A 25,013-nucleotide genomic window follows, 5' to 3' on the forward strand; every position below is an offset into this window, starting at 1 on the left:
AATCCTGTTCAACAACTCCCATTTATTTAGACGGCATGTTGCCGATACCACTCAATAGTATTCTTTAGCCCCTGCTGAAAGCTAACCTGAGCAGTAAAATTAAAAGCTTGCTTTGCTCGTTCAGTATCCAAACAACGGCGAGGCTGTCCATTAGGTTTATCTGTTTCCCAGACAATTTCACCTTTAAATTCCATTAGTTCACAAATCAGATTGATTAAATCGCGAATGGAGATTTCAGAACCTGTTCCCAAATTCACCGGTGCAGCTTCGTTGTAAAACTGAGTACCCATGACAATTCCCCTAGCCGCATCTTCAGAATAGAGAAATTCACGGGTAGGACTACCATCACCCCATACTGGGAGTTGCTTGACGCCGTTGATTTGCGCTTCGTGAACTTTGCGAATTAGCGCCGGAATCACGTGAGAACTTTTGGGGTCAAAGTTATCTTCAGGCCCGTATAAATTTACAGGTAAAAGGTAAATACCGTTAAAGTTGTACTGCTGGCGATAAGCTTCTAACTGCACTAACAGCGCTTTTTTAGCAATACCATAGGGCGCGTTAGTTTCTTCAGGATAACCATTCCACAGGTCATCTTCTTTAAAAGGCACAGGGGTAAATTTGGGATAAGCGCAAATAGTCCCGACACAGACGAATTTTTCTACTCCAGCTTGATAAGCAGCATGGATGAGTTGAGTTCCCATGATCAAGTTGTCGTAGAACAACTCGGCTGGTTTTTCACGATTGAGTCCGATACCACCAACATGGGCGGCTAAATGAATGACTATATCTTGCTGATCGACTACAAGTTGGCAATTTTCCCAGACGCGCAAATCGCGATCGCGCGATCGCGGTACGGTAATTTTTTCGCGATCGGCTCCTGCTTGACAAAGCTGATCGATTACCTGACGACCGAGAAAACCCGATCCACCAGTTACGAGAATTCGCTTATTTTTTAGTTCTAAGACAGCCATATTTTTATCCTCAGCCTTGGGTATTAAAAGTGGAGAGCGCCTAATTGTTGGCGAACAGTCGCCATATCTTCCAACAGGGAAGAACCACTACCATTAGCTGCTGTCACGCCCAAGGCTTGTAAATCCGCTTCCACCATTAGTGATACTAATTCCTTAAAGCTTACAGATGGTGCCCAACCTAGCTTTTGTCTGGCTTTAGTAGAATCCCCAATTAATAACTCTACTTCCGCCGGACGCAGATAGCGCTCATCAAACTCTACATAATCTTGCCAATCGAGGTTTACATAACTAAAAGCTAAATCTAAAAATTCCTTGACTGAATGGGTTTCACCAGTAGCAATTACATAATCATCTGGTTGCTCTTGCTGTAACATTAGCCACATGGCTTTGACATAATCCTTGGCATAACCCCAATCTCTTTTAGCATCTAGATTACCCATGTATAATTTTTTCTGTTTACCCGCCACAATTTGCGCTACTGCTCGAGTAATTTTCCGTGTGACAAAAGTTTCACCACGACGCGGGGATTCATGGTTAAAAAGAATACCATTACAAGCAAATAAAGAATAAGATTCTCGATAATTTACTGTTTGCCAATGGGCATAAACTTTAGCACAAGCATAGGGGCTACGAGGATAAAAAGGCGTTGTCTCGCTTTGAGGTACGGCTTGAACTAAACCATACATTTCTGAAGAACCAGCTTGATAGAAACGCACCTGAATTCCTGTGCGTTGCTGGTAATCGCGGATTGCTTCCAGCAAACGTAGTGTACCCATCCCAACAGCATCTACGGTGTATTCTGGCGAGTCAAAGCTAACTCTGACATGGGATTGAGCGCCCAGATTGTAAATTTCTATGGGCTTTACTTCTTCTAAAATTCTGCGCAGGGTTGTACCATCGGTCAAATCGCCGTAGTGAAGAAACAACCTTACCCCCTCTTTATGGGGATCTTCGTAAATATGATCGATACGGTCGGTGTTAAAGGTCGAAGTGCGACGGATAATACCATGAACCTCATAACCTTGCTCTAGCAAAAACTCACTCAAATAAGAACCATCTTGACCAGTAATACCAGTAATCAATGCTCGCTTCTGTTGTGTCATGCTGAGTATTCCTTTGGGATATTTTGATAAAGAATTGACGAGTCTAACTGATACAAGCTAGCAATTAATTACTAAATTGCCTAATGGACAACTTAGAAATCTTCGCTAATACTTAAAATCTAAAGTTATCTAATATACTCTGAAAAGACAAAACTCTCAAATTTTGATAGCAGTACAATCGAAACTACAAAATTTGATCTAGAAAATTGGGAAATCTTGACTCAAACTTCATGTAAATTTGAATTTTATGAAGCTTGCATAAATTTTATCGAAAACTTTAAATTTATACTAGAAGCGATCGCATTTCCATCTCATCCCTCGTTCAGTTCGCGAGCGATACACTAACACCCTATAAGGGTGAGGCTATACAAACATAGACGCAAAGCAGCTTCCCGCAGGGTAGCCTGCCCACTCCGCTAATAAATTGGGTTTTTCGGTTTATTGCGAAAATAAAATGTTTATTGAAAACTTATTTAGTTCAGTATAAATACTTTGGTAAAAGATGTGAGTGAGAAAGCATTAACTAGATACACAACTTATAAATGTTCACTGTTGACAGAGTTGAAAGGCTTGTATTGTCAGGATTTTATCTTAGCTTGATGTCCTCATCTATCTAACTACAGCTATAAATTGTATAAATTTTTGCTCTGGGGACATTTATTGCCCCAGAGAATTGTACTGAGAGAACTCCAAACAATAAATTATTCCATTCAAGTCTTTAACTGTTGAAGGTTCACAGTTAACAGTCAACGGTCAACGGTCAACAGTCAACAGTCAACACAGAACAATCGCTGCGGGAATATCTTTGACTTGGAAGTCCCTGATGTATTTGTCAGTAAGCCCCGTTATTTTTGGGTATAATTACAACATCAATAGTTTTCAAGATAATCCACAAATCCAGCCAAAAAGTCCTAAATTTGACATAATGTAGGTCAATTTGAACTCTGCGGGGATAAGGGATATCATTACGTCCAGAAACTTGCCACAATCCGGTGATTCCAGGGCGGGTAGTTAAAACCCGGTCGATGTGACAACCGTATTTAGGCAATTCTTCCGCTACTAAGGGTCGCGGCCCGACAACACTCATATCCCCTTTTAAGACATTCCAGAATTGTGGAAATTCATCCAAGCTAGTGATGCGTAAAAATTTCCCAATTTTGGTAATTCGCGGGTCTTGTTTCAGTTTAAAACTGCTTTCAAATTCCTGGCGCATTTGGGGGGATGTTTCCATCATTTGCATGAGCATTTCATCGGCATTACTCACCATTGTGCGAAATTTAATACAATTAAATGGCTTGTAATTTTTACCGACCCTTTCTTGGACATAAAAAATCGGGCCTTCTGAACTCAAAGCAATCAGTAAGGCCAAGATTAAGTAGACAGGGAAAAATACGATCAAAACAAACAGCGAAAACACAATATCAAACAGTCGCTTGGCAAACTCTCCGTTTAAACCTTGAAAAGACAAGCCTTTAGGTTTTAACCTAAAAGTCTTTTTTGGTTGACCGCGTTTGAAGAAAGTACGCGCAGACGCGCTAGCATCTCGTCGCAGGCCTCGCTTGCCGGAGAGGAGTGAGCTCTGGGCAGTCATCATACTCCTTAACAATCCACACCACACATAGTCCCAATCTTAAAGCTAAAACGAGGTGCTTCTGGGTTGAAATTGCCAAAAGCATACAAAAGAATTACAAAAATTTTGAATTTGACTCCAAGGATTGCTTTTGTTTGCTGCACTGCTCAACAAAATTGAGATAGCGCTGGGCAAATGCTACTGTAGAAAAGTGAGTAGCGTGCGATCGCAAATACTCTGGATTAAATGCATTTTCATACATTGCAAACTTTTCTACTGTTTCCACTAAAGCAGCCTCTGTTTGGGCTTTAAAGAAGATTCCTGTTCCTGTATCGCCACATAGGCGAATATCTCTGACAGTTTCTAATGCTCCTCCTGCACCATAGGCAATTACCGGAGTACCACAAGCTTGGGCTTCTACTAAGGCAATGCCAAAATCTTCACAAGCTGCGTACACAAATGCCTTGGCTTTTGCCATGTATTCTTTAACTACATCATCAGGTTGCCATCCTAGTATTTTGATATTAGAGTTTGCTATTTTCCGAAGATATTCCATCTGCGGGCCTGTACCAATAACTACCAACTGTTTTTGCAGTTGATTAAAAGCTTGGATAATTAAGGATACTTGTTTGTAACTAACTAACCGGGAAACTATCAGATAAAAATCTTCTTTCTCCTTGACAAAAGGCATAGCATCGACATTAACCGGGGGATAAATTACTTCTGCCTGGCGTCGATAACAGCGCCAAATTCGTCGAGCTGTATGCTGGGAATTGGCAATAAAATAGTCCACGCGATTGGCTGATAATACATCCCATTGGCGCAAGCGATGTAATAAATATCGCGTCATCCACCCAGCTAAACCACTGCCTAATTTGCTTTGTTGGAGATAATCAAAAGTTAAGTCCCAAGCATAACGCATCGGGCTATGACAATAACAAATATGTAATTGTTCGGGACTAGTAATCACTCCTTTAGCTACAGCGTGAGATGAAGATAAAATCACGTCATATTGCCGTAAATCCAATTGTTCAATGGCTAACGGTAACAAAGGTAAGTATTTTTGTACACCATTGCGCGCCAAGGGAAAGCTTTGGAGAAAAGTTGTACCAATCTGACGCTGATATAAATAGCTTTCTGGATTGCTAGATTCAAAATCAATGAGTGCAAATAAGTCAGCATTTATATGATTCAGAATTTCACGTACAACTAGTTCTGAACCTCCGGTGGCTTTAGGTGTCAGCCATTCATGAACCAGAGCATATTTTAAGGGCACAGCTAACGTAAATAAATGGAAAATACAGCAATTTAAGTGATGAGGTTAACTGAAAACTTTCCCTTTTTAATTAAGAAATGGAAAGCAACCCAGGTGTTAATGAAGACGCTATTCTCCGAAAACAGGTTCCAGAGGAATGCAGCAACCTGATAACCTCAAATAGGGAGAACTAGGGACTAGGGATGAGGGACTAGGGACTAGGGATGAGGGACTAGGGAAGATAAAGCATTAATATTTTTTTTACACTAGCCTCTAGCCCCTAGCCTCTAGCCTCTAGCCTTGTCCCCTAGCCCCTTGATGAATAACAGAGATTACAGGGGAATTTATGCGTATTTTGATAATGGGTGGGACTCGGTTCATTGGCGTTTACCTAACTCAACTGCTAGTAAAACAAGGACATGAGGTGGTACTGTTCAATCGCGGTAATCGTCCTGCACCTGCTTTACAGGGAGTAGGACAAATTATAGGCGATCGCACTGACCCCACTCAGTTAAAAGCAAAATTATCACAGGAACAGTTTGATGTCATTTTTGACAATAATGGGCGAGAACTATCTGATACCCAACCACTAGCAGAAATTTTTCAAGGTCGGGTACAGCATTTTGTTTATATGAGTTCTGCTGGAGTATATCTTAAATCCGACCAAATGCCCCATGTAGAAGGCGATCCTGTCGATCCTAAAAGTCGCCATCGGGGTAAACATGAAACAGAAGCGTACTTAGAACAAATCGGTATTCCTTTTACCTCAATTCGTCCTACTTATATCTACGGGCCGCGTAACTATAACGATTTGGAAGCCTGGTTTTTTGATAGAATAGTCCGTGATCGCCCCATAGTTATCCCCGGTCATGGTTTACACATCACCCAACTCGGTCATGTCAAAGATTTAGCCCAAGCCATGACTCAGGTTATCGGTAATCAGCAAGCCATAGGGCAAATTTATAATATCTCAGGCGATCGCTATGTCACTTTTGATGGTTTAGCCCGCGCTTGTGCGCAAGCTGCTGGTAAATCAGCCGATGACATCAAAATAGTCCATTACGATCCGAAAAAATTTGATTTCGGTAAACGTAAAGCTTTCCCTATGCGGACACAACATTTCTTTGCATCAGTCAATAAAGCTCAGAGCGAATTAGCTTGGAAACCTGAGTATGATTTAATTTCTGGGCTAACTGACGCCTTCAATAATGATTATTTAGCATCTGGGCGTGACAAAGCTGAGATTGATTTCTCAGTAGATGAAGAGATTTTGCAAGTCCAAAGTTAATAGTCCACAGTCAAGAGTCAATAGTCAAGAGTCAATAGTCCAAAGTCAACAGTCAAAACTATTGATCATTGACAAGGGAAGGAGGACAAATAACAAATGACTAATGACCATTGACTAATGACCATTGACCATTGACCATTGACTATTGACCATTAACACAAAAAATATGCAAACAATTTTAGTTACCGGAGGAGCCGGATTTATTGGCGCAAATTTTATTCTCCAAGCGCGAAAGGAGCAATGGGCTAATGTAATTAATTTAGATAAATTAACTTACGCTAGTAATCTCCAAAATTTAGCAGAACTAGAAACTGACCCCAACTATCATTTTGTTCAAGGAGACATTGGTAATTTTGAGTTAATCAATTACCTTTTAGAACAGTATCAGCCAGATGCAATTCTTAATTTTGCCGCCGAAAGTCATGTAGATAGGTCAATTTTGAATCCCCATGACTTTATTCAAACAAACGTTGTAGGTACATTTCAATTATTAGAAGCAAGTAGACTTTACTGGCAAAAATTATCATCGCCCAAGCAACAGCAATTTCGCTTTTTGCACGTGTCTACAGATGAAGTATATGGTTCACTCCAACCCCAAGACCCAGCTTTTAGAGAAGATACACCCTACGCACCTAATAGTCCCTACGCCGCATCTAAAGCTTCATCAGACCATTTTGTCCGCGCCTACTATCACACCTACGGATTACCAACTTTAACCACCAATTGCTCAAACAATTACGGGCCTCGACAGTTTCCCGAAAAACTCATTCCTTTAACTATTCTCAACGCTTTAGACCAGCAGCCATTACCTATATATGGGGATGGACAAAATATTCGCGATTGGCTGTATGTAACTGACCATTGCGAGGCAATATATCTTGTTTTACAACAGGGTAAAGTTGGTGAAACTTATAATATTGGCGGTCTGGACGAAAAAGCGAATTTAACAGTTGTCGAAAAAATCTGTGCTATTTTAGATGACTTAGCACCTAAATCTAATGTTCACTATTCATCTTTGATTACCTTTGTTAAAGACCGTCCAGGTCACGACCGAAGATATGCAATCGATTGTAGTAAAATCCACCAAGATTTAGGTTGGAAACCTCAAGAAAATTTTGACAGTGGATTATTGAAAACCGTTCAATGGTATTTGGCTAATTCTGTTTGGGTCGAACAAGTCCGTTCAGGCGCATATAAAAACTGGCTAAAACAAAACTATGAAAATAGAAACTCTTAATAATTTAGGACTTACGCAGTGTCAGATATTTTTCATGCTTTTTGTCAATGGTCAATAGTCCATAGTCCAAAAACCTGAATTTTGACCATTGAATTTTGACTTTTGACCACCCTTGTGAGAATTTTTGTGTTCGGTGCGTAAGTCCTATAATTTAGCCTTGATTAACATAAATCATTTGTAAACTTACCCAAATGACAAATGACCAATGATAAATGACCAATGACAAAAAAATTATGAAAGGAATTATTTTAGCAGGTGGCTCTGGTACTCGTCTTTACCCTCTAACATACGCTGTTAGTAAACAGTTAATGCCAGTGTACGATAAGCCGATGATTTACTATCCCTTATCTGTATTAATGTTGGCAGGAATTCGGGAAATTTTGATTATTTCTACGCCTAATGATTTACCATTATTTGAGAAAATACTCAAAGATGGTAGTCAGTGGGGTTTGCAATTTAGTTATATCGAACAACCTCGCCCTGAAGGATTAGCACAAGCTTTTATTTTAGGGAAAGATTTTATTGCGAACGAGCCAGTATGCTTAATTTTAGGTGATAACATTTTTTACGGTCATGGTTTAACAGAAGTGTTATATAGGGCTGCAAATCTCAAAGAAGGCGGATTAGTTTTTGGCTATCAAGTCAAAGATCCAAGTCAATATGGAGTAATTGAATTTGATGGCGAAGGGCGAGTAATTAGTATTGAAGAAAAACCTTTAGTTACCAAATCAAAATATGCTGTTCCTGGTATCTACTTTTATGATTCTCAAGTAGTAGAAATTGCGGCTAATCTGCAACCATCTGCGCGGAATGAATTAGAAATTACTGATTTAAATACTGTCTATTTACAGCAAGGAAAACTCCGCGTAGAAATTTTGGGAAGAGGCTATGCTTGGTTAGATACAGGAACTCATGAATCCTTACATCAGGCTGGTAATTTTATTCAAACGCTAGAAGAAAGACAAGGATTAAAAATAGCTTGTATTGAAGAAATTGCTTACAATCAAGGATATATTAACTCATCTCAATTGAGACAATTAGCTGAATCTATGGCAAAAAGTAGTTATGGTCGTTACCTGATGTCGGTGTTAGAAAATGAACAAAAATTTGTATTTATAGAACAAAATGATGGAATAAAACAGTCATCTTTAAATTTAAATTCATTTACAAATTAGGTAGAAAATTAACTTAGTAAAAATCTCAATAATGAACTATATTGAATGATATAATAAGCGCGTTAAATTAAAAATATCAATTCAATTTTGTCAATATAAGGTATTCAATGCGAGTTACACCAACAGAAATTCCTGATTTATTAGTAATTGAACCCCAAGTATTTGGCGATGAACGCGGTTACTTTTACGAAAGTTATAACGAAAAAGCTTGGCGAGAAAAAACAGGTATTATCGAGCATTTTGTCCAAGATAATCATTCCCGTTCTGCTAAAAATATCTTGCGTGGTTTGCACTATCAAATCCAACAACCTCAAGGAAAACTCGTGCGGGTGGTAGTCGGAGAAGTGTTTGATGTCGCTGTGGATTTACGTAAAAGTTCCCCAACTTTTGGTCAATGGGTAGGCACAAATTTAAGTGCAGAAAATAAAAGACAATTGTGGATACCAGTAGGTTTTGCACATGGTTTTTTAGTGCTTTCGGAATATGCAGAATTTTTATATAAAACTACAAATTATTATGCACCCCAACACGAACGCACTCTTTTATGGAACGATCCAGATTTAGCGATCGCCTGGCCAATACAATCAGAACCAATTTTATCAGCTAAAGATAAAGTAGGAACAAGATTGCAAGACGCAGAGGTGTATATATGAAAATTCTCTTAACAGGTGTCACTGGACAAGTAGGTTGGGAATTACAACGTACCCTGATGACTATCGGTGAAGTTATAGCTGTAGGGCGTAATATTAATAATCCAAATTTACAAATGGATTTAGCGCAAATAGATACTATTAGCCGCACAATTAAAGAAATCAAACCAGACTTAATTATCAACCCTGCGGCTTACACAGCAGTAGATAAAGCCGAAACCGAACCAGAATTAGCAATGAAGATTAACGCAATTGCGCCAGGTGCGATCGCCGAAGCAGCTAAAGAAATAGGCGCAGCCATGATACATTATTCTACAGATTATGTATTTGATGGTAAGAAAAATACTGCATACACCGAGCTAGACGAACCTAACCCCCAAAATATTTACGGTAAAACTAAACTTGCTGGAGAACAAGCGATCGCATCTGTGGGTGTACCTTATTTAATTTTACGTACCAGTTGGGTTTACAGTCTCCGGGGTAAGAACTTTTTATTAACTATGCTCAGGCTAGCGCAAGAACGAGAAGAAATTAAAGTAGTTGACGATCAAATTGGCGCACCGACTTGGAGTCGGATAATTGCTGAAGCAACAGCCCAAATTGTAGCGCAAGCACCAGGGAATATCTCGGATTTTTTAGCAAATCGGGGTGGGTTATATCATTTAACAGCTAGCGGTAAGACAAGCTGGTATGGATTCGCCAAAGCAATTTTTGAGCTTGATGAAAAAAAGAGCGATCGCAAATTGCAAAGGTTAACTCCCATTACATCTCAAGAATACCCTACACCAGCCAGCAGACCAGCTTATTCTTTACTAGACAGCCAACAATTATCGCAAAGCTTTGGGTTAATTTTACCTGATTGGGAAAGGTGTTTAGCGTTGTTGCTAGGTCGTTAATAATTATTTATAAAAAAATAAGTCTAAAATCATAGCAGAATAGGCGATCGCTTTAAATTATTTATGCAAAGCAAGTATTTTAAAGGCTACCTGCTGAGATTTATGGGCGGAGTTTTAGCCATCTGGATTAGTGTGATTCCGGCGAAAATTGCGATCGCTTCCTATCAATCCCCAACTCCCCAAGCAATTTTTGTACTAGGTGGTAATTTTCAGCGAATGGAGTTTGCTGCAAAGTTTTGGAATTCGCACCCTAATTTAGATATTTGGGTTTCTGACTTTAGCTGGTATCTAGATAATAATCGCCACATTTTTCAGCAGTTTGGCGTTCCCAATCAAAGGTTGCACTTAGATGGACGCGCCACAGATACGGTAACTAATTTTACGACCTTAGCAGCAGATTTCATCCAGAAAAATTTACAGCATATTTACCTGATCACATCGGATTATCATATGGCAAGAGCAAGAGCGATCGCAACTATTGTTTTAGGTAGCCAAGGAATTGTAGTTACACCTATCGCAGTAATTTCACATGAAGAGAAATCAGAATCCCTAACGCGAGTCTTGCGAGATTGTGTGCGCTCAATTATATGGATTTTCACTGGAAGAAGTGGTGCTAGTTTAAATCCTAATATCAATTAAAAACAATTTACAAAAAAATTATATTTAATTAATAACCTAAAAATTGAAATCAGTTTGTCTCAACAATAAAACTTAAGTCCGATTTTATTATTTCAGTCTCATATTTTTATTAAAATAATTTCCATCCATGCTTATTAAAAAAATAAATAGCTGATTTGATATTAATGAGCATTAGTTTAAATGACTTATATGAACCTTTAGCCCAATGGTGAAAAATATGTACATGAGGATAAAATACAGATCTATATTTTTGGGACATCCTCAGAGTTATATCTGCATCTTCTAGATACATAAATATATTCTCATCAAAATATCCCACTTCATCTAAATACTTTTTGCGAAATAGCATAAAGCATCCTGACAGATATGAAACATCCGCAACCTTATCGTAGCCGATATCATGCATTTCATACCAGTCTAAATAGCTCTTGAATAAGAAATTTAATTGTTTAGGAATAAAGCGTCTAGCAAAAAGAGCAAACACTGTAGGATAACGTTTACACAGATATTGAATATCACCATTAGGAAAAAGTATTTTAGGCTGAATTAGACCAATCTCTTGATCACTTTCTAAATAATTTATTAGTGCTGGTATAACATTTTTATCAAAATAAATATCTGGGTTAAGTATGATATGGTAGTCGGCTACCCTAGATTTAGCAATCGCTAAATTATGAGCTTTAGAGAAGCCAACATTATTACCATTATTATAATGATAATTAACATTATTTATATCCTTAAATAATATTTCCAAATCTGGATAATTCGAGTTATCTACAACATATAATTTTATATCTAAAGGTGTATTAATAGTCGAAGCGATTACGCATTTAAGAATTTCAGGATCATTTTTATAAAGAACTAGTGATGCATTAATAGTTATTATTTTTGTCATAGATTAAATCTAATTAATTGTATATTAATTACTATAAGACAACCAAATATTTTTAAGATGAGAGTGAAATTTAGGAGAAATTAAAAATATCATAAACTTTAGCAAAGATTTAATCATTAATAAAAGCATTTCTGCAAATTTTATCCTTTTAGATTTCCAAAGCTTCCAAAAATTATGAATATCTCCTAATCGCATTCTAAAAATATTACTACTCAAACTTTTTGGTTGTTTATAAACATAAGTTAATGATTGATCCAATAAATAAATAACTTGCTCGTCAAGGCTGAGTTGCATCCATAAAAAATAATCTTCACAATATTTTTGTTTAGAATCAAATCGATATTCAATATTTCTTTTAATCATGATTGATGAAGTTTCAAAAGGATTAGACCTTAACATTTGCTTTTTTGTGACTATACTGGCCTTAACTTCTTGATTTAACAGAACAATTTCCTGTAGGTTTGTATCTATGATAGACTGATTTGGTGCATGTCCAGAAACTAATACATGAGGATTATTACACATCCATATATACTGGAATGCAATTTTTTCTCGATGCCAAGCATTATCAGCATCGAGAAAAGCAATATAATCTTGAGTTGCTAAATCCCAACCTATATTCCGCGCTACAGAAGGGCCATAATTCAACTTCAAATCTATAACTTTTATCCAATTTTTTTCATATTCATCTTGTAATTTCTGCAAAATCTGCCAAGTATCATCTTGACTTCCATCATTAACAAGTATCACCTCTGATGGTCTCAAGGTTTGTTTAGCTATCGACTGAACAGCGCGATCAATAGTCTTAGCACAACAGTAACAAGGTATGACAACACTAACAGATGTTTCCATAAAATTACTTTTCAATATTTGCTCTGACCACAGATGCAATTTTATAATATAGAGCGATAACAGACTAAATACTTGGTTGCCTCTTACCTGTTACTGCGTAGATTATATTTTTTACTTTATCATATTAATATTTAGGAAACATTCTACCAGGCCAACCACTAGCCGTAAAGGTAGTTTGTTTACATAACCTCCAGCTGATTTCATAGCTAATTCTTCTAGCTGCTTTACGCCCTTTCTGCTTCCCAAAAATTATTATACTAATCCACAACAAAATACAGCTAATAGTTTTTAATATAAAATTAAGTTTGTGGGCTTGAAGTGCTTCATTAAATGAAGGTTTTTGTAGTTGGATAGAATTAGATTTTAGCCAGTTTTCTTTAGATTTTATAGCAAAATCTAAAACTTCTTTCATGCGAATTTCATAATTATGCTCTCGCTTAGTTCTTTCAAACCCAGCCCAGGCGATCGCATCCCGTTCTTCTGCATGTGCCAAGTAGTAATTGATTTTTTCTATTAATTCAGGAATATTATGAAATATTTCAATTTCTTTACCCAAATTATAATATTTTTCTAGTCCTGGCGCATACTCAGTTAACAAAAAACCACCAGCACCAGGAACTTCAAAAGTCCTCGCTTTAATTTGATTTTCACCTATAGAGTTAGCAAAATTGAGGCTGATTACTGATTCTCTCATTATTCGTGGTATTTCTTCTGCTGGTATCGATCCAGAACTCCATCCATATCCAAAACTTGCAACTTCAATACCAGATTTTTGCAATTGAGCAATGCGTTTGTTTCGACTACCAAATGCTCTACCAACAAAAGAAACGGGATATTGACACAATTTGAAAGATAAGGGTTCATTAAATGAATCTGAACTAGCAGCCCATTGAGATAATAAAACGTTTTGAATCCGATCCTGATGATATTTATTAACAACATCAGGATATGTTGTAGTCATGGCATGATATGCACCCCCAATAAATCGCGAAACTTGTATATATTTCCACGAATCATCCGTAGTCCAAGATATAGTTGCAACGTCTCCGCGTGCTTGAATAATTTTGAGCGTTTCCAGCCAAATTTCATAATGCATTTGAACTGTTAACATGACATCAGGTTTTACTTTTTCCACTGTTTCCAGTAGAGATTGATTCATTTCCGCAAAACTTACATAGGTAGACATATCCCATGATTCAAAGTGGATAACCTCATGTCCTAATTTTTTTAAAGCAGGTACAAATGCTGCATATTCAGTATTAATTCCCCTACTAGTATCTCCATACTGATACTTACCAAAAACACATAATACCTTCATATTTTTAATTTGTTTAATTATTTTTCTGAATTAGTAAAGCTAGTAAAGCATTTCATTACTCATTACTTTTTTAAAAATTCAATTATTTTTAGGAGATAAAACATTGCATAAAAAGCCAAAAAATAAGAAACATAATGCAGGTAATGGTAAAAAAACCAGAGAAAGAAAGTGGTTATAAGTATGAGCCGCAATTAGAGTCCATGTAATTTGGCAATAGATTAATAAATGAGGAAGACTAAAAAATGACCTTTTATAAAAATATTTAGATATCATGCCAAAAATTAAGGCAAATACTATAATTCCAGTAATTCCTAACCCCCAATGTAAATTACCATAGAATCCCACAGGAGAACTAGGTTCAGGACTAGGAGGTAAATCATTATTCATTACATAATCTTCATAAAGTCTATAAGGAAGTAAACCAACAAAACTATATATAGGGTTAAACTTATATGGGCCTAATCCAGCTTGTTCGCATTGGGCTTCAAAATTAATTAGAGGCCATTGGAGATAATTTATAGTTTCATCAGTACCAGATATTTGATAACCTGAACCAATTCTTAAGGAAGCAATAAAGCCCATAAAGTAAATTAAAATTGCTGGTACAAGTATATAAAGTAAAATTCTTACCTGCTTACTTATCTGTAAACCAAATACTTTAATAAATGTTTTTAATGGACTATTAAACCGAATTGAAAGTCCAGAAAATATAAAAAATACTAGGATAAATAATCCCTGACGTTTTCCAGTTATCAAAGTCCCAAAAATAGCGATGAGTAAATTAATGACAAAAAATAAAGACAGTTTTTTATGGGATTCTACAGCTTTGATGACTAAAGATAATAGTAATCCATTTAAAAAAAACAAAGATGTCACAAAAATTCCTAACTGACCAAAGCCAGTATCAACAGCATTGTTATTAACATCATTTATATTTATACTTCCTGAAAAAAATTCAAGAATTGGTAAAAAGCCATAAGCTTGAACAATATTAATAATTTGAATGATTATTAAAACTGAAATAATAAATATTATTCTCTTTAATCCGTTAAAACTAATTTTTATTAGCTTTGAAGACACATTATCTACATTAGATTTAAAAAATCTAGTACCTAGCCAAAAGAAAAAATATCCAATAGTCCATAAAAATAAAGGCAAATAGGTTATTTCATAGTTATAATTCTCATTCGGCCCTTGAATCATCCAAATAATGTAAGGAAAAAGAGCTTGAAGAGTACCTAAGAGAAACAGTATTTCGGGACTGACAATTTTGCGCCACATAAAATATTTTATTCACAGAATTTCATTAAGCAAATAAATGTATATATTTAAAAACACTTAGTTATTTTTGCACGATTTTATTTTTTTAGAAAAATATTTCAGTTAATTATCTAATAATTGTGTTTATTCTTCACATATATAGTAGGTTGCAAATTCATAATATCACCAATCTCAAAAAGTTATATTTATCAAGCCTGACAATCAATATAAGTTAAAAACATGAGTATATAAGTTCATATTTCAATAGCCTTGCTATACGATATTATTGCAATAATTAACAATTTCATCCTTAAATAAGTAGGACGGTGCAATTAAACATAACTGGCGAGGACTGTCATTTATCATTTATCATTGATAAGGGTTTCAACTCAATTTACGTTTTTTAACAGAGTTTGGTTTTTTTCCACCGACTTACTTAGTTTTATTCTGCTAAAATAGTTTTCCATACCTGCAAAATACTAGGAAAGTTATTCATTGTTCTCAATTGTTCAATTCGTAGTTTACCTTTTAATATATTTTCTCCCTGTAATCCAGAATCATCTAATATCTTGAGAATTAAGTTAGCTATCTGTTCAATATTTAAAGGATCAAAAATAAATCTAGTATCATCAATAGTTTCCGGCAGGGAAGTCACAGCAGAACAGATAACTGGCGTTCCTAAATACATCGCTTCAAGTAGCGGAAAGCTACCTGCTTCATATAATGTCGGAATTACAACTAGTGAACAGTTTTTGTAGAGCCAATGTAATTCAGTTTCAGGAACAATATCTACGAAGTGAACTTGGTTAGCTACTTGAGAATTTTTGAGATAATCTTCTATTACGGGGAAAAATGCTGGATTTTTTTTTCCAGTACATACAATATGGATAATTCTACCAAACTTATCTTTGATCAACTCTAATGCTTTAATTAAAGCTAGATGATTTTTATGTTCCCACGTTTGAGCAGGATAGAGTAAAAAGTTATTCCATTGGCTGTATTTTTGTTGATAAATTAATTTATCTTCATCACCAGGATGGGGTAAATCAATTTTCTGGTAGGGTAGAGGACAAACATGAACTTTTCTTTCTGGTAGACCAAAGAATTTAACCAGGTCTTGCTTGATATGATTAAAAGAAACAATAATCGCTTCTGATTTATCAATTGCTTTGGCGTAATATTTTGTTCTCCAAGCAAGTTCTTGAGATGTAAAAAATTCAGGATAATGTAATTGCTGTACATCATGCATAGTGATAACAAATGGATAAGGCAAATCATAGTATGGTGGAGTCTGTTCAGGTATATGAAGTAAGTCGATCTTCAAAAACTTAAACCAGATTAACCAAGGCTTAAAATACTGAGCAATTTGGGTGCTAAAATAAGCCTTAATAGGCATTTTAAAAAAAAGCTCACGTAACATGTTTACTTTTCTACTAAACAATAATTTATTTAGAAATATAATCCATTGTGGAACTAAACATATTTCTGCTCTGGCTTGATACTTATTGATTAACTCTCTGCAACTTGATTCCATATCTGAATCACATAAAATTAAAATATCAATTTCATAAGACTGGCTATGATTTAACAATACTTCTAGAGTTCTCCAAGCATAGGGAGCTGAACCACCATGTTTTATGTTTACCTTACCAAGCCAATATCCAATTCTCATTTTCTTGCCTACTCAATTTATATAAATATTTTTGTAAAGTACTAAATTTTTGAGCAATCCCTCCTCTCTTAGATAGCGAAAACCTAAAGATTCATACATTTTTCTTGCTCTGGTATTTTCTGGGTTAACTTTCAATAAAAGCTTTTCATAACCACAAAATTTACAGAAGCTTTCTGCATGGGTAATTGTAATACGTCCTATTCCCTTACTACTATATTGCTGAGATATAAAAACACCAAACATTGGGTCAGTATATCCTTCATCTAAACCTCTTAACATATAAAAACCAATTAAATCAGATTCTTGAGATAATCCAGATTCTAAGACAACTCCAAAAAATTTATCTTTACATGATTTGAACAATATTTTTTGAATAGTAGCGACTTGAAAATCAAATGGGTGAAAGTATTTGATATAGCTTTTGTCACTTTTTAATAAGATATCGCTGAGTTTTTCTGCATCAGAATACTGGAGAATTCTAAAACTTACATAGTTCATAAGTTATTTATCAAATCATGATACCCTGAATTAAATTAAACTGTTCTTTAAACAATCGCATATATATACAATTTCCTGTTCTGTCAAATCAGGAAAGCTAGGAAGATTTATACCACGCCAACCAATATCTTCAGCAACTTTATGGCGTTGGTATTTATGAGAATACATTGGCATAGTATGTACAGGGTAAAAAACTGGTCGAGTTTCAATACCAGCTTGCGCTAGATTTTGTCTGATGCGATCGCGTTGGCTTGCTTGAGAAACGAGTATAGAAACCATCCAGTATGAATGATGAACATCTCCAATTTCTGGATGAACTTTAAATTCTGTATTTTGCAACAACTCTTTATAAAGGTCAGCAATTTTGCGCTTTTTCAGTAAAATTTCATCTATTCTTTCCAATTGTGCTAATCCAATAGCAGCACAAATATTAGTCATACGATAGTTGTAACCGATGATATCATGCCAATATTCTCGGTATTTAGCTAAACCTTGTCCTTTTAAATGAATTGTACGTTCAAATATAGTTTTATCATTAGTGATAACCATTCCTCCTTCACCAGTAGTTAGGGTCTTATTTCCGTAAAAGCTAAAAGTAGCTATATCTCCAAAAATACCTACATGTTGACTTTGATATTGAGAACCTATAGCTTCAGCACAATCTTCTATCAAGAATAGTCTATGTTCATCTGCTATTTCTTGAAGAACTGACATTTCACAAGGATGACCGTATAAATGCACAGCCATAATTGCTTTAGTTCTTGGTGTAATACTTTTAATAACTTCTTGAGGATCTATCTGCCATGTATCAGAAAGAGAATCTACAAAAACAGGAGTAGCCCCAGTATAAACAATGGAATTAACTGAAGCAATATAAGTAAGAGTTGGAACAATCACTTCATCGCCATGACCTATTCCCAGAGCCGATAAAGCTAAATGTAATGCAACTGTACCATTACAGACCCCAGTAGCATATTTAATATTAATGTAGCTAGCAAATTCTTTTTCAAATAGAGAAACATATTTACCTTTAGAAGAAATCCAATTAGAATCAAGGCAATCATTGACATATTTCTTCTCGTTTCCTGAAAGGGATGGTTGGTAAACTGGAATTTTATACATACGACACTTTTTAGGTTTATTATTAATTGTTATTTTAACTTAAAAATATATAAATAATAAATTGATAAATAAACTATTAATTATAATTAAATTACTTCAATAAATTTCAGATAAATCTTGTTCTTTAAAAAAGAAATTATGGAGCTATTATTTAAACAAAAAAAAATAAATATTTAAAATAGTTTTTCTGATTAAATTAAACTAATTTATATTTTTAACTCTTAACTTTAATCTGTATAAAATATCACTACCAGTAATTCCTAAAGAAAACACTAAAATGCAGATTGCAGTAGCTAAAGTAACACCTGAAACACCTATTAAATTACCTAATAAAATGGATAATAAAAGATTGCTAATAGCAGAAACTGGTGCAAAGATAGTTTGTAATTTTAATTCCCCTAACCCATTCGCCAACATTGCTACACATTGCGCAATAGAATTTAATACTGTTGTAACTAACATAGCTAAAAGCAAGGCAATATCTGGAATTACTTCTTTGTTAGCTAGCAAATAAACAAGTTGAGGAGAGAATATAACCAATAAACTACCTACACATACAGACCAAATAAAACTTATCAAAACTGACATCTTAAATGTATGTTTAATCCAGGAATAATCTCCTCTGGATAAGGCTTCACTGTAGGCTGGCCATAGAGATATGGTAAATGAAGAGGATATATAAAGTATAAGAGAAAACAATCTTAACGTAATTCCATAACTTGCCACTGCACTGGCACCGAACAATTGAGCAACAATAATTAGATCAGTTTGAAAAATTAAGATAGCAGAAATTTGAACAATCCAGAACTGAAACCCAGTTTTTAGCAGCCATCTACATTGGAACAAATTAAAATATTTGTACTTAGGTGCTAACCACTTTCTATGAAAGCCAAATAAATGAATAGCACACAATACATCTCCAATAAGTACAGTCCCAAAGCCAGCAAGTATCAATAAAGGTAAGTTAGCATGAAGATGAATCGCAAATATTAGGCTAATTACCGATAATATACTACCTATGGCAGTCCAAATTTGATACCAGTATCCTTCTTGATAAGCTCCATAAATGCGACCGGGAATTGATAGTAGAAGGCGAAGTATAAACACAACCCAACAGACGAAAATAGCTGCTCCTACTTCTTCTTTAGCTAAAACTGAACTTATATTGAAAACCCGTTCCCAAGGGATTGATGGATATATTAATAAAAATAGTAATAACAATAATAATGATATAACTATCATTAAAAAGAATGCACTGGATACAACTTCTTGTGCCATCTTCTGATCTTCTTTACCATCGGATGTTGCCAGTGCATTGGTTAAACTATTGGCTAGTCCCAAATCAGCAATACTTATCCAGGTTAAGAATGTACTTAGTAACAGCCAAAGCCCAAATCTTTCTGTTTCTAAGTATTTAGCTGTCAAGGGAATAGTCATCAGTCCAGCTATGGTGGAAATTCCTTTGACTAATAAAGTTGTAGTACCTGTAAGACCTACCCGATGAATTCTTTTCTTTCCTCGATCAATAGAAATATTACTGTAATTATGAAACAATTGTTTGAATATATGCATTATTGAAAATAATCGGCATAAATTTTCATTAAATTAACATCAAACAAAAAAATGTAAAAGTTAGGTTTTGAGTTCCGATTTATTGCTGAACAACATCTGCTTGCAGCTACGAAAAACAAAACAAAACAAATATATCTTTTAATATTTGATTCCCAGCTTACAAAATACGAATTTTGGATGTACTCACATCAACCTTCCCATTTTTGGAATGCCCATTTTGATGGTAATAACCTTTGGAATAGTAGCCACCATAGCTGCTACCAGAGGTAATACCATTGACGACCATCCCCAAAACTCGTTGTCCAGACTGTGCTAATAGGTTCTTGGTAGCAATAGCAGCCGCAGATTCAACTACACCAGGACGTACAACTAGCAATATTCCGTCTACGAGCTTACCTAATATTTGGGCATCAGCAACTGCTGTTAAAGGTGGGGCATCAATAATTACAAAATTATAATTGCTGGTGGCTTCTTGAATCACAGCAGCCATCCGTTTTGACTCTAAAAGTGCAGCAGCATTTGGTGGAATTGTTCCAGCAGTCACTAAGTCTAAAGTCATCAATGCTTCTTTAGTTGTAGTTGCTAACTCAGCTTGATTAACTAAAATATTACTCAGCCCAATCAGGTTGTTTTGTTCCCAAACTTTATGCTGACGAGGACGACGCATATCTGCATCTATCAATAATACCCGGCGTCCTGTTTGTGCGGCAGCTACGGCCAAGTTTGCAGCTACAAAGGATTTTCCTTCACCAGGAATGGAGCTACTGACCACTATTACTTTTAGGGTCTTATCAGAAATGCTAAAACTTAAGTTGGCTTGGAGCATTTCAAAGGCTGCGGACTCAGGGGAATAAGGATTATTGAGTACAGGCAATTCTGCACTTCCTTCACCATCACTACCCTTAGGTTTTTCAGCTAAAGGAATAGTACCCAATAGTGGATAATCTAACAGTCCTTTAACTTCTTCAATGGTCTGGATAGATTTATCTAAAGCTTCCAGTAGTAGAGCTGCACCTACACCTAAAAGAACAGCAAATACTCCACCTAGTCCTAGGTTCAAGGGAATTATAGGAGAAACGGGCTTGTCAGGAACTAAAGCATCAGAAATTATCCGCGAATTACCAATGTTTTGGTTCTCTATTACTTCAACTTCCTGCAATTGCTTCATCAATTGTTCGTAAGTAACTTTTGCTACCTGCCACTGTCGCTGTAGCTTTAGTTGTTGCTGTTCGAGACGAGGTAAAATATCCAAACGCTTTTTATTGTCTAAGTATACTTGCTGCAATGTAGCTAGTCGAGTTGTAAATGCCAACCGATCTACTTCTGATTTGACTAATGCTTCAGTCAAATTCTGCTTCAGTTCTCCTATCTGCAAATTTTGCTCGGGTACAAATTCGGAAGTACCTATTGTTTGAGACACTCTCCCTTCTAATTGACTTCTTAAAGCTGTTGCCTTTTGATCTAAATTCACTATAGTGGGGTGCTCTTCACTATAGCGAGTCCTTGCTACTGCTAACTCGTCTTCTGTCTTTTGATAGTCTGTAAGTACCTGCTGTATCCCAGGAGATTGGCTTAAGGTACTAAATTCTACAGCCTGTTCTGTGTTTAATGAAATTTGACTTTGCAATGCTTTAGCACGAGTAGTAGCATCTGCCAATCCTGCTTGGGTTTTAGTAATTTCTCCTAATAAATCCTTAAGTCCTTCAACACCAGTTTTTGCTTCTACTTCCAGAGCCACCACTCTGTTTTGTTCTTTAAAGCGACGCAGAGAAATTTCTGCGTTTAAAACTCGTTTTTCTACTTCAGGTAATTGTCGATTTAAAAATTCCCTTGCAGATCTGGCTTCAGCTCGGTTGGTGCGAACATTACTCTCTAAGTAATAGTTCATCAGGGAATTAATTACGTTTGCAGCTTCTTGAGGGTTTGTGCTGCGGTAGGAGATCTGCATAACATCAGTTCCCCGAATAGTTTTAAGTTTTAACTGTTTGAGAAATTTTTCAATTGAGAGTGGCTTACCCTGTTTATCCTTAAGGTTCAGGCTGGTAATAGTTCTTTGGACTATAGGATTTGAGCGAATTACTTCTGCTTCTGTATCCACTGGGTTGCTGAAGTTGGTTAACCCACTGAGTTCTCCTACTTGTGAAGACAGACCGCTCAGTGATGAGACTCCGCTCTGTTTGTTAAACAACAGCTTGGCTTGTGATTCGTAAACTGGTTTTTGCGTAAAGGTGACTAATGCGGTTAGTCCAAACACAGAGCTAACCACAATTGCTGTTATTGGCCAGCGCCTTTTTAATATCGGCCAGTATTGTTGAAAATTAATCAGGTCACCGTCGTCTTGCTGAGTAGGCATAAATAATGTACCGAAACACCACAAATAATAATTTGGGCTGTCACTTTGCTAAAGGCTGATGCACAAGGTCATTCTTTCGACAATATCCAGTGGTAATGGCTAGTGTTCTTTTCTAGCAGACATTTTCCGGAGATGTTCTGATTCCCAAAATGTCCTGACTATTTTATACTAGTTTTCTGTTCGCTCTTCACTAAAATACTACTTTTGACAAAAATCATTGGTAGAAAGCACAAAATATTTATAAAAATTAAAATAATTTATAAGATTAACTTATTGTTTGAGCGTTTGACCTAAGTCTTGCTACTTAAGTTATTCATAAAGAATACATTGAATCAAAATATACACAATTATTCACTAGTAAATACTTGTGAACAAAAACTCATATTAAGGTATCCATAACAAAAATTACTGTTACTGTGTTAATTTTTTTATGTTCTAAAGTAATAAAATATTATCGCATAAACACTTAAAATCTTTTTTAAATCAAACTGAGTTCATCGAATTTGCCTGTTTTACTACCAAAAATTGGTAATTTAAAATACATGCTTAAGGTCATGGACTTGAGGGTTAAGCATCTTAGAGACACAAAAATTTACTACCGACAGATTATTTACCTGAAAATTTAAGTGTAGTATAAAATACTTATGTTCAATGTACCATTTAATTGTGACAGGGGAAGCATTCAGTTTCATAAAATACCCCGCTTCACGCCTGTATTGCTTTTGGTAGCAGATGTTTTTGGCTTATTCATCTTTTTAAAAATTACATTCTGGTTACGTATAGGTCAACCAGTAGGATTTGATACTGTTGTTTGCGGATTTATACTACTAGTCTTGGCAGGGCTTTATTTAGCAGATACTTACCATCCAGATACACAAATAGCAGGGTTACGTGCCCCAGCTCGCATTGTGATTAGTAATTCCATAATAGCTGGCATTACCTCTGCTTTAATTTACCTATCCGGGACTTGGGGACAGTACCCGTTTTTAGGGCGAGGAATTTTGCTAGTTAGCTTGGGAATATTTACAATCTGGGCAGTAATATCAAGGTTGTTGGCGGTTAAGTGGTTGCGATCGCACGCTGAACAAAGTTTGTGGTTAATGCTGGGTGCTGGCGAGAGTGGGATAAAATTTGCGCAAATGTTCTTAGAGCAGAACCCACTAGGGCGCTTGGTGGTTTTGGCAGAAACTAGTAAAGATATTACTGAATTAGCTAAAACAGGATCTAACTTAAGTTATGGAGGTAGTATTAAAGACTTAACTGCTTTGAGTCAGTATCCTTGGTCAGGGTTGGTTGTAGCCACTCAGATGAGTTTTTCTGAGACCCAGGTGGAGCAGTTGATGCAATTAAGACTTCAAGGTATTCCTATTTATCGATTACCGGATATTTGCGAGACATTATGGTATAAACTGCCCTCTTGTCTATTAGAAGATAGTTGGTGGGCTTTTAGTAGTGGTTTTAACTTAGTCTCTAGCGGTATTAGTTTGAAGTTGAAACGCTTGGTAGACCTGATATTGGCAGGGCTGTTATTAATACTTTTATTTCCACTGATGTTATTGGCAATGGTGGCAATTAAATTGGATAGTCCTGGTTCTGTTTTTTACAGCCAATTACGTACCGGGCTTTATGGTAAGCCATTTAGGGTTTACAAATTTCGCTCGATGTATAAAGATGCGGAAAAATGGGGGGCACAATGGGCTAGTCAACGCGATCCGCGCATTACTAGAGTCGGGTACTTGCTGCGAGTGCTGCGCATTGATGAATTACCACAGATTTTTAATGTGATTCGGGGAGATATGAGTCTGATAGGCCCCAGGCCAGAAAGACCGGAGTTTGATGTCAAGCTGAAAGAATCGATTCCTTATTACGAACTACGTTATTTAGTTAAACCAGGTATCACCGGCTGGGCCCAGGTATTGTATCCCTATGGTGCTTCGGTGGAGGATGCTTCGGAAAAGCTAGCTTACGACCTTTACTATATTAAGAATTATTCTCTGTGGTTAGATATTGCGATCGCATTTAAAACAATCCGCGTGGTTTTGTTGGGTAAAGGGAGATAAAAATAGTAAGTGGGCATTGGGCATTGGGCATTGATGTTGTGTGATGTAGAATTGGGGACTAATCGGCTGATGCGGGTGCAGGTAAGAGATAAATTGCCCCAGAGATTAATGTCAGAATTACAGAAACCCAAAAAGCTATTAAGGCTGGGAATTGCCAATCGGGTGATAAGGGTGCAATTAAAAGGGCGATCGCTATAATTTGACTAACGGTTTTGAGTTTACCCCAAATATTCGCTCCAGTAATTTGAGTTTGATTCACGCGCCAACCCGCGATCGCTAATTCTCGCGCTAAAATCAGAAACACTCCCCAAGCGGGGACTCTATTTAATTCAATCAACACCATCAACGGTGCAAGCACGAGAAATTTATCGACCAAGGGGTCAAGAAATTTGCCTAAATCGCTAATTTGGTTGAGTTTCCGTGCTAAATAGCCGTCTAACCAATCAGTTAATGCTGCTACTAAAAATATTGCTAAACATATCCATTTTGCTTGGGGTGTAGGGTTGTATAAGCCATAAAGCAAAAATGGTATTCCTAATAAACGCGAAAAGGTAATCCAGTTAGGTAGAGTCATAAGCCAATAGGTTAGGGAGCAGAGGAAGCAGAGGGGGCAGAGGAAGCAGAGGA

General features: G+C 36.2%; 21 protein-coding genes. 7 read left to right on the forward strand and 14 right to left on the reverse strand.

Going from position 1 to position 25,013, the window contains the following annotated elements; translation table 11 throughout:
* Positions 1-26: 26 nt before the first annotated feature.
* From H6G08_RS17025 to H6G08_RS17040, 4 genes are all read right to left on the reverse strand, one after another.
* On the reverse strand, positions 27-971 hold the full coding sequence (locus H6G08_RS17025) for a GDP-L-fucose synthase family protein (RefSeq protein WP_190545000.1): 945 nt from the start codon (positions 969-971) through the stop codon (positions 27-29).
* Between the two features lie 23 nt (positions 972-994).
* Positions 995-2,074 carry a GDP-mannose 4,6-dehydratase gene (gene gmd, locus H6G08_RS17030; protein WP_190545002.1) on the reverse strand — a complete coding sequence of 360 codons (1,080 nt, stop codon included), beginning with the start codon at positions 2,072-2,074 and terminating at the stop codon, positions 995-997.
* Positions 2,075-2,906: 832 nt separating this feature from the next.
* Positions 2,907-3,665, reverse strand: a complete 759-nt coding sequence (locus H6G08_RS17035; protein ID WP_190545054.1) for an undecaprenyl-phosphate galactose phosphotransferase family protein — start codon at positions 3,663-3,665, stop codon at positions 2,907-2,909.
* 94 nt (positions 3,666-3,759) lie between these two features.
* A complete protein-coding gene (locus tag H6G08_RS17040) occupies positions 3,760-4,920 on the reverse strand; it encodes a glycosyltransferase (RefSeq protein ID WP_190545004.1) in 1,161 nt (386 codons plus the stop codon).
* A gap of 325 nt (positions 4,921-5,245) precedes the next feature.
* On the opposite strand from H6G08_RS17040, the gene H6G08_RS17045 reads away from it, so the two are divergent.
* The 6 genes from H6G08_RS17045 (at position 5,246) to H6G08_RS17070 (ending at position 10,784) form a co-directional block, all read left to right on the forward strand.
* The gene (locus tag H6G08_RS17045) at positions 5,246-6,187 is read left to right on the forward strand and encodes an NAD-dependent epimerase/dehydratase family protein (protein ID WP_190545006.1); all 942 of its coding nucleotides are present in this window, start codon (positions 5,246-5,248) and stop codon (positions 6,185-6,187) included.
* Positions 6,188-6,353: 166 nt separating this feature from the next.
* Positions 6,354-7,424: a dTDP-glucose 4,6-dehydratase gene (gene rfbB, locus H6G08_RS17050; RefSeq protein ID WP_190545008.1), complete on the forward strand. Its 1,071-nt coding sequence runs from the start codon at positions 6,354-6,356 to the stop codon at positions 7,422-7,424.
* A gap of 233 nt (positions 7,425-7,657) precedes the next feature.
* Positions 7,658-8,599: a glucose-1-phosphate thymidylyltransferase RfbA gene (rfbA, locus tag H6G08_RS17055; protein WP_190545056.1), complete on the forward strand. Its 942-nt coding sequence runs from the start codon at positions 7,658-7,660 to the stop codon at positions 8,597-8,599.
* A 107-nt stretch (positions 8,600-8,706) separates the two neighbouring features.
* Positions 8,707-9,252 carry a dTDP-4-dehydrorhamnose 3,5-epimerase gene (gene rfbC / locus H6G08_RS17060; protein WP_190545010.1) on the forward strand — a complete coding sequence of 182 codons (546 nt, stop codon included), beginning with the start codon at positions 8,707-8,709 and terminating at the stop codon, positions 9,250-9,252.
* Positions 9,249-10,145 carry a dTDP-4-dehydrorhamnose reductase gene (gene rfbD, locus H6G08_RS17065; RefSeq protein WP_190545012.1) on the forward strand — a complete coding sequence of 299 codons (897 nt, stop codon included), beginning with the start codon at positions 9,249-9,251 and terminating at the stop codon, positions 10,143-10,145. The genes rfbC and rfbD overlap by 4 nt, the downstream gene beginning before the upstream one ends.
* 63 nt (positions 10,146-10,208) lie before the next feature.
* Positions 10,209-10,784 (forward strand): YdcF family protein, encoded by a 576-nt coding sequence (locus tag H6G08_RS17070; RefSeq protein ID WP_190545014.1) that lies wholly within the window; start codon positions 10,209-10,211, stop codon positions 10,782-10,784.
* A gap of 109 nt (positions 10,785-10,893) precedes the next feature.
* Here the strand turns inward: H6G08_RS17070 and H6G08_RS17075 are convergent, their stop codons facing one another.
* From H6G08_RS17075 to H6G08_RS17115, 9 genes are all read right to left on the reverse strand, one after another.
* Positions 10,894-11,679 (reverse strand): glycosyltransferase family 2 protein, encoded by a 786-nt coding sequence (locus H6G08_RS17075; RefSeq protein ID WP_199322626.1) that lies wholly within the window; start codon positions 11,677-11,679, stop codon positions 10,894-10,896.
* A gap of 24 nt (positions 11,680-11,703) precedes the next feature.
* Positions 11,704-12,531, reverse strand: coding sequence for a glycosyltransferase family 2 protein (locus H6G08_RS17080; RefSeq protein ID WP_190545015.1), 828 nt, complete (start codon positions 12,529-12,531; stop codon positions 11,704-11,706).
* Positions 12,532-12,655: 124 nt separating this feature from the next.
* On the reverse strand, positions 12,656-13,849 hold the full coding sequence (locus H6G08_RS17085; protein ID WP_190545017.1) for a CgeB family protein: 1,194 nt from the start codon (positions 13,847-13,849) through the stop codon (positions 12,656-12,658).
* Between the two features lie 78 nt (positions 13,850-13,927).
* Complete coding sequence (locus H6G08_RS17090; protein ID WP_190545019.1) at positions 13,928-15,130, reverse strand: O-antigen polymerase; 1,203 nt, start codon at positions 15,128-15,130, stop codon at positions 13,928-13,930.
* A 421-nt stretch (positions 15,131-15,551) separates the two neighbouring features.
* A complete protein-coding gene (locus H6G08_RS17095; protein WP_190545021.1) occupies positions 15,552-16,781 on the reverse strand; it encodes a glycosyltransferase family 4 protein in 1,230 nt (409 codons plus the stop codon).
* A 12-nt stretch (positions 16,782-16,793) separates the two neighbouring features.
* Positions 16,794-17,279, reverse strand: a complete 486-nt coding sequence (locus H6G08_RS17100; RefSeq protein ID WP_190545022.1) for a GNAT family N-acetyltransferase — start codon at positions 17,277-17,279, stop codon at positions 16,794-16,796.
* A 30-nt stretch (positions 17,280-17,309) separates the two neighbouring features.
* Positions 17,310-18,401 carry a DegT/DnrJ/EryC1/StrS family aminotransferase gene (locus tag H6G08_RS17105; protein ID WP_190545024.1) on the reverse strand — a complete coding sequence of 364 codons (1,092 nt, stop codon included), beginning with the start codon at positions 18,399-18,401 and terminating at the stop codon, positions 17,310-17,312.
* A 201-nt stretch (positions 18,402-18,602) separates the two neighbouring features.
* A complete protein-coding gene (locus H6G08_RS17110; protein WP_190545026.1) occupies positions 18,603-19,973 on the reverse strand; it encodes an oligosaccharide flippase family protein in 1,371 nt (456 codons plus the stop codon).
* Positions 19,974-20,130: 157 nt separating this feature from the next.
* On the reverse strand, positions 20,131-22,326 hold the full coding sequence (locus H6G08_RS17115; protein WP_190545028.1) for a GumC family protein: 2,196 nt from the start codon (positions 22,324-22,326) through the stop codon (positions 20,131-20,133).
* Positions 22,327-22,970: 644 nt separating this feature from the next.
* Between H6G08_RS17115 and H6G08_RS17120 the strand changes: the two genes are divergently transcribed.
* Positions 22,971-24,386, forward strand: a complete 1,416-nt coding sequence (locus H6G08_RS17120) for a sugar transferase (protein ID WP_190545030.1) — start codon at positions 22,971-22,973, stop codon at positions 24,384-24,386.
* A 58-nt stretch (positions 24,387-24,444) separates the two neighbouring features.
* On the opposite strand, the gene pgsA is transcribed toward H6G08_RS17120, so the two are convergent.
* Positions 24,445-24,960 (reverse strand): CDP-diacylglycerol--glycerol-3-phosphate 3-phosphatidyltransferase, encoded by a 516-nt coding sequence (pgsA, locus tag H6G08_RS17125; protein ID WP_096642239.1) that lies wholly within the window; start codon positions 24,958-24,960, stop codon positions 24,445-24,447.
* Between the last annotated feature and the right edge of the window lie 53 nt (positions 24,961-25,013).

Origin of the sequence: Calothrix anomala FACHB-343, from assembly GCF_014696435.1 — a bacterium.
Lineage (GTDB): Bacteria > Cyanobacteriota > Cyanobacteriia > Cyanobacteriales > Nostocaceae > Aulosira > Aulosira anomala_A.

Bases quoted from the DNA above. Each gene is read 5' to 3' on its own strand.
- H6G08_RS17025 (WP_190545000.1), bottom strand. From the start codon at position 971: ATGGCTGTCTTAGAACTAAAAAATAAGCGAATTCTCGTAACTGGTGGA.
- gmd (WP_190545002.1), bottom strand. From the start codon at position 2,074: ATGACACAACAGAAGCGAGCATTGATTACTGGTATTACTGGTCAAGAT.
- H6G08_RS17035 (WP_190545054.1), bottom strand. From the start codon at position 3,665: ATGACTGCCCAGAGCTCACTCCTCTCCGGCAAGCGAGGCCTGCGACGA.
- H6G08_RS17045 (WP_190545006.1), top strand. From the start codon at position 5,246: ATGCGTATTTTGATAATGGGTGGGACTCGGTTCATTGGCGTTTACCTA.
- rfbB (WP_190545008.1), top strand. From the start codon at position 6,354: ATGCAAACAATTTTAGTTACCGGAGGAGCCGGATTTATTGGCGCAAAT.
- rfbA (WP_190545056.1), top strand. From the start codon at position 7,658: ATGAAAGGAATTATTTTAGCAGGTGGCTCTGGTACTCGTCTTTACCCT.
- rfbC (WP_190545010.1), top strand. From the start codon at position 8,707: ATGCGAGTTACACCAACAGAAATTCCTGATTTATTAGTAATTGAACCC.
- rfbD (WP_190545012.1), top strand. From the start codon at position 9,249: ATGAAAATTCTCTTAACAGGTGTCACTGGACAAGTAGGTTGGGAATTA.
- H6G08_RS17070 (WP_190545014.1), top strand. From the start codon at position 10,209: ATGCAAAGCAAGTATTTTAAAGGCTACCTGCTGAGATTTATGGGCGGA.
- H6G08_RS17075 (WP_199322626.1), bottom strand. From the start codon at position 11,679: ATGACAAAAATAATAACTATTAATGCATCACTAGTTCTTTATAAAAAT.
- H6G08_RS17080 (WP_190545015.1), bottom strand. From the start codon at position 12,531: ATGGAAACATCTGTTAGTGTTGTCATACCTTGTTACTGTTGTGCTAAG.
- H6G08_RS17085 (WP_190545017.1), bottom strand. From the start codon at position 13,849: ATGAAGGTATTATGTGTTTTTGGTAAGTATCAGTATGGAGATACTAGT.
- H6G08_RS17090 (WP_190545019.1), bottom strand. From the start codon at position 15,130: ATGTGGCGCAAAATTGTCAGTCCCGAAATACTGTTTCTCTTAGGTACT.
- H6G08_RS17095 (WP_190545021.1), bottom strand. From the start codon at position 16,781: ATGAGAATTGGATATTGGCTTGGTAAGGTAAACATAAAACATGGTGGT.
- H6G08_RS17100 (WP_190545022.1), bottom strand. From the start codon at position 17,279: ATGAACTATGTAAGTTTTAGAATTCTCCAGTATTCTGATGCAGAAAAA.
- H6G08_RS17105 (WP_190545024.1), bottom strand. From the start codon at position 18,401: ATGTATAAAATTCCAGTTTACCAACCATCCCTTTCAGGAAACGAGAAG.
- H6G08_RS17110 (WP_190545026.1), bottom strand. From the start codon at position 19,973: ATGCATATATTCAAACAATTGTTTCATAATTACAGTAATATTTCTATT.
- H6G08_RS17115 (WP_190545028.1), bottom strand. From the start codon at position 22,326: ATGCCTACTCAGCAAGACGACGGTGACCTGATTAATTTTCAACAATAC.
- H6G08_RS17120 (WP_190545030.1), top strand. From the start codon at position 22,971: ATGTTCAATGTACCATTTAATTGTGACAGGGGAAGCATTCAGTTTCAT.
- pgsA (WP_096642239.1), bottom strand. From the start codon at position 24,960: ATGACTCTACCTAACTGGATTACCTTTTCGCGTTTATTAGGAATACCA.